The sequence below is a fragment of the Streptomyces sp. NPDC002896 genome, from assembly GCF_040295225.1.
In the GTDB taxonomy this organism is placed as follows: Bacteria; Actinomycetota; Actinomycetes; order Streptomycetales; family Streptomycetaceae; genus Streptomyces.
Window position 1 is genome coordinate 1 of the sequence record NZ_JBEOVA010000089.1, and the last position, 5,183, is coordinate 5,183.

Genomic DNA, 5,183 nt, shown 5'->3' on the forward strand with positions numbered 1-5,183 from the left:
TACAAAGGAAGCGTCCGTTCCTTGAGAACTCAACAGCGTGCCAAAAATCAACGCCAGATATGTTGATACCCCGTCCATCTTGATGATGGTCGAGGTTCCTTTGAAATAACACAGCGAGGACGCTGTGTGCGACGGGGACTATTCCTCTTCGTCGCACCGCTCTCGTGGTGTCATCCCGATTACGGGAAAACATTCACGGAGAGTTTGATCCTGGCTCAGGACGAACGCTGGCGGCGTGCTTAACACATGCAAGTCGAACGATGAAGCCCTTCGGGGTGGATTAGTGGCGAACGGGTGAGTAACACGTGGGCAATCTGCCCTGCACTCTGGGACAAGCCCTGGAAACGGGGTCTAATACCGGATAACACTCTCATGGGCATCTGTGAGGGTTGAAAGCTCCGGCGGTGCAGGATGAGCCCGCGGCCTATCAGCTTGTTGGTGAGGTAGTGGCTCACCAAGGCGACGACGGGTAGCCGGCCTGAGAGGGCGACCGGCCACACTGGGACTGAGACACGGCCCAGACTCCTACGGGAGGCAGCAGTGGGGAATATTGCACAATGGGCGAAAGCCTGATGCAGCGACGCCGCGTGAGGGATGACGGCCTTCGGGTTGTAAACCTCTTTCAGCAGGGAAGAAGCGAAAGTGACGGTACCTGCAGAAGAAGCGCCGGCTAACTACGTGCCAGCAGCCGCGGTAATACGTAGGGCGCAAGCGTTGTCCGGAATTATTGGGCGTAAAGAGCTCGTAGGCGGTCTGTCACGTCGGATGTGAAAGCCCGGGGCTTAACCCCGGGTCTGCATTCGATACGGGCAGACTAGAGTGTGGTAGGGGAGATCGGAATTCCTGGTGTAGCGGTGAAATGCGCAGATATCAGGAGGAACACCGGTGGCGAAGGCGGATCTCTGGGCCATTACTGACGCTGAGGAGCGAAAGCGTGGGGAGCGAACAGGATTAGATACCCTGGTAGTCCACGCCGTAAACGGTGGGAACTAGGTGTTGGCGACATTCCACGTCGTCGGTGCCGCAGCTAACGCATTAAGTTCCCCGCCTGGGGAGTACGGCCGCAAGGCTAAAACTCAAAGGAATTGACGGGGGCCCGCACAAGCAGCGGAGCATGTGGCTTAATTCGACGCAACGCGAAGAACCTTACCAAGGCTTGACATATACCGGAAACGGCCAGAGATGGTCGCCCCCTTGTGGTCGGTATACAGGTGGTGCATGGCTGTCGTCAGCTCGTGTCGTGAGATGTTGGGTTAAGTCCCGCAACGAGCGCAACCCTTGTTCTGTGTTGCCAGCATGCCCTTCGGGGTGATGGGGACTCACAGGAGACTGCCGGGGTCAACTCGGAGGAAGGTGGGGACGACGTCAAGTCATCATGCCCCTTATGTCTTGGGCTGCACACGTGCTACAATGGCAGGTACAATGAGCTGCGAAACCGTGAGGTGGAGCGAATCTCAAAAAGCCTGTCTCAGTTCGGATTGGGGTCTGCAACTCGACCCCATGAAGTCGGAGTTGCTAGTAATCGCAGATCAGCATTGCTGCGGTGAATACGTTCCCGGGCCTTGTACACACCGCCCGTCACGTCACGAAAGTCGGTAACACCCGAAGCCGGTGGCCCAACCCCTTGTGGGAGGGAGCTGTCGAAGGTGGGACTGGCGATTGGGACGAAGTCGTAACAAGGTAGCCGTACCGGAAGGTGCGGCTGGATCACCTCCTTTCTAAGGAGCACTTCTTACCGGGTCCCTCGGGACACGGTCAGAGGCCAGTACATCAGCGAATGTCTGATGCTGGTTGCTCATGGGTGGAACGTTGATTATTCGGCACACTTGATCGTCTTCTCCTTCTAGTACTGCTCATTTTTGGGCGTGGAACGTTGAGGGGAGCGGGGAGTGTGTCGGGCACGTTGTTGGGTGTCTGAGGGCACGGGCTGAAAGCTCGTCCTTCGGGATGCCGGCCCCAGTGCACTCGAGCCGTTGGTTCGGGGTGATGGGTGGTTGGTCGTTGTTTGAGAACTGCACAGTGGACGCGAGCATCTGTGGCCAAGTTTTTAAGGGCGCACGGTGGATGCCTTGGCACCAGGAACCGATGAAGGACGTGGGAGGCCACGATAGTCCCCGGGGAGTCGTCAACCAGACTTTGATCCGGGGGTTTCCGAATGGGGAAACCCGGCAGTCGTCATGGGCTGTCACCCATGCCTGAACACATAGGGCATGTGGAGGGAACGCGGGGAAGTGAAACATCTCAGTACCCGCAGGAAGAGAAAACAACCGTGATTCCGGGAGTAGTGGCGAGCGAAACTGGATGAGGCTAAACCTCAAGCGTGTGAGACCCGGCAGGGGTTGCGTTTGGGGGGTTGTGGGATCTCTTTTCTACGGTCTGCCGGCCGTGGGACGAGTCAGAAACCGTTGATGTAGGCGAAGGACATGCGAAAGGTCCGGCGTAGAGGGTAAGACCCCCGTAGTCGAAACATCAGCGGCTCGTTTAAGAGACACCCAAGTAGCACGGGGCCCGAGAAATCCCGTGTGAATCTGGCGGGACCACCCGCTAAGCCTAAATATTCCCTGGTGACCGATAGCGGATAGTACCGTGAGGGAATGGTGAAAAGTACCCCGGGAGGGGAGTGAAATAGTACCTGAAACCGTGTGCCTACAAGCCGTGGGAGCGTCGGAACGAGGCTTGCCTTGTTCTCGTGACTGCGTGCCTTTTGAAGAATGAGCCTGCGAGTTTGCGGTGTGTTGCGAGGTTAACCCGTGTGGGGAAGCCGTAGCGAAAGCGAGTCCGAATAGGGCGTTTTAGTAGCGCGCTCAAGACCCGAAGCGGAGTGATCTAGCCATGGGCAGGTTGAAGCGGCTGTAAGAGGTCGTGGAGGACCGAACCCACCAGGGTTGAAAACCTGGGGGATGACCTGTGGTTAGGGGTGAAAGGCCAATCAAACTCCGTGATAGCTGGTTCTCCCCGAAATGCATTTAGGTGCAGCGTCGTGTGTTTCTTGCCGGAGGTAGAGCACTGGATAGGCGATGGGCCCTACCGGGTTACTGACCTTAGCCAAACTCCGAATGCCGGTAAGTGAGAGCGCGGCAGTGAGACTGTGGGGGATAAGCTCCATGGTCGAGAGGGAAACAGCCCAGAGCATCGACTAAGGCCCCTAAGCGTACGCTAAGTGGGAAAGGATGTGGAGTCGCAGAGACAACCAGGAGGTTGGCTTAGAAGCAGCCACCCTTGAAAGAGTGCGTAATAGCTCACTGGTCTAGTGATTCCGCGCCGACAATGTAGCGGGGCTCAAGCGTACCGCCGAAGTCGTGTCATTGCAGTACATACCCCCAACGGGGACTGTGATGGGTAGGGGAGCGTCGTGTGCCGGGTGAAGCAGCCGCGTAAGCGAGTTGTGGACGGTTCACGAGTGAGAATGCAGGCATGAGTAGCGATACACACGTGGGAAACGTGTGCGCCGATTGACTAAGGGTTCCTGGGTCAAGCTGATCTGCCCAGGGTAAGTCGGGACCTAAGGCGAGGCCGACAGGCGTAGTCGATGGATAACCGGTTGATATTCCGGTACCCGCTGTGAAGCGTCAAACATCGAATCCAGTGATGCTAAGCCCGTGAAGCCGCCCTGATCTCTTCGGAGTTGAGGGGAGTGGTGGAGCCGGTGACCCGAGCTGGTAGTAGGTGAGTGATGGGGTGACGCAGGAAGGTAGTCCATCCCGGGCGGTGGTTGTCCCGGGGTAAGGGTGTAGGCCGAGTGGTAGGTAAATCCGCCGCTCATTAAGGCTGAGACCTGATGCCGAGCCGATTGTGGTGAAGTGGATGATCCTATGCTGTCGAGAAAAGCCTCTAGCGAGTTTCATGGCGGCCCGTACCCTAAACCGACTCAGGTGGTCAGGTAGAGAATACCGAGGCGTTCGGGTGAACTATGGTTAAGGAACTCGGCAAAATGCCCCCGTAACTTCGGGAGAAGGGGGGCCACACTTGGTGAGAGGATTTACTCCTTGAGCTGGGGGTGGCCGCAGAGACCAGCGAGAAGCGACTGTTTACTAAAAACACAGGTCCGTGCGAAGCCGTAAGGCGATGTATACGGACTGACGCCTGCCCGGTGCTGGAACGTTAAGGGGACCGGTTAGTCATGATTCGTCATGGCGAAGCTGAGAACTTAAGCGCCAGTAAACGGCGGTGGTAACTATAACCATCCTAAGGTAGCGAAATTCCTTGTCGGGTAAGTTCCGACCTGCACGAATGGCGTAACGACTTCTCGACTGTCTCAACCATAGGCCCGGTGAAATTGCACTACGAGTAAAGATGCTCGTTTCGCGCAGCAGGACGGAAAGACCCCGGGACCTTTACTACAGTTTGATATTGGTGTTCGGTTCGGCTTGTGTAGGATAGCTGGGAGACTTTGAAGCGGCCACGCCAGTGGTTGTGGAGTCGTCGTTGAAATACCAGTCTGGTCGTGCTGGATGTCTAACCTGGGTCCGTGATCCGGATCAGGGACAGTGTCTGATGGGTAGTTTAACTGGGGCGGTTGCCTCCTAAAGAGTAACGGAGGCGCCCAAAGGTTCCCTCAGCCTGGTTGGCAATCAGGTGTTGAGTGTAAGTGCACAAGGGAGCTTGACTGTGAGACCGACGGGTCGAGCAGGGACGAAAGTCGGGACTAGTGATCCGGCGGTGGCTTGTGGAAGCGCCGTCGCTCAACGGATAAAAGGTACCCCGGGGATAACAGGCTGATCTTCCCCAAGAGTCCATATCGACGGGATGGTTTGGCACCTCGATGTCGGCTCGTCGCATCCTGGGGCTGGAGTCGGTCCCAAGGGTTGGGCTGTTCGCCCATTAAAGCGGTACGCGAGCTGGGTTTAGAACGTCGTGAGACAGTTCGGTCCCTATCCGCTGTGCGCGTAGGAGTCTTGAGAAGGGCTGTCCCTAGTACGAGAGGACCGGGACGGACGAACCTCTGGTGTGCCAGTTGTTCTGCCAAGGGCATGGCTGGTTGGCTACGTTCGGGAGGGATAACCGCTGAAAGCATCTAAGCGGGAAGCCTGCTTCGAGATGAGGACTCCCACCCACTTGATGGGGTAAGGCTCCCAGTAGACGACTGGGTTGATAGGCCAGATATGGAAGCCCAGTAATGGGTGGAGTTGACTGGTACTAATAGGCCGAGGGCTTGTCCTCAGTTGCTCGCGTCCACTGTGTTG

At 57.0% G+C, this 5,183-nt stretch carries 2 rRNA genes; both read left to right on the forward strand.

Going from position 1 to position 5,183, the window contains the following annotated elements:
• Nucleotides 1-192 precede the first annotated feature (192 nt).
• Nucleotides 193-1,718: ribosomal RNA gene (locus tag ABT009_RS47180) — 16S ribosomal RNA — on the forward strand.
• Nucleotides 1,719-2,037: 319 nt separating this feature from the next.
• A 23S ribosomal RNA gene (locus ABT009_RS47185) occupies nucleotides 2,038-5,160 on the forward strand.
• Together the 16S and 23S rRNA genes form the textbook arrangement of a ribosomal RNA operon.
• Nucleotides 5,161-5,183 lie beyond the last annotated feature (23 nt).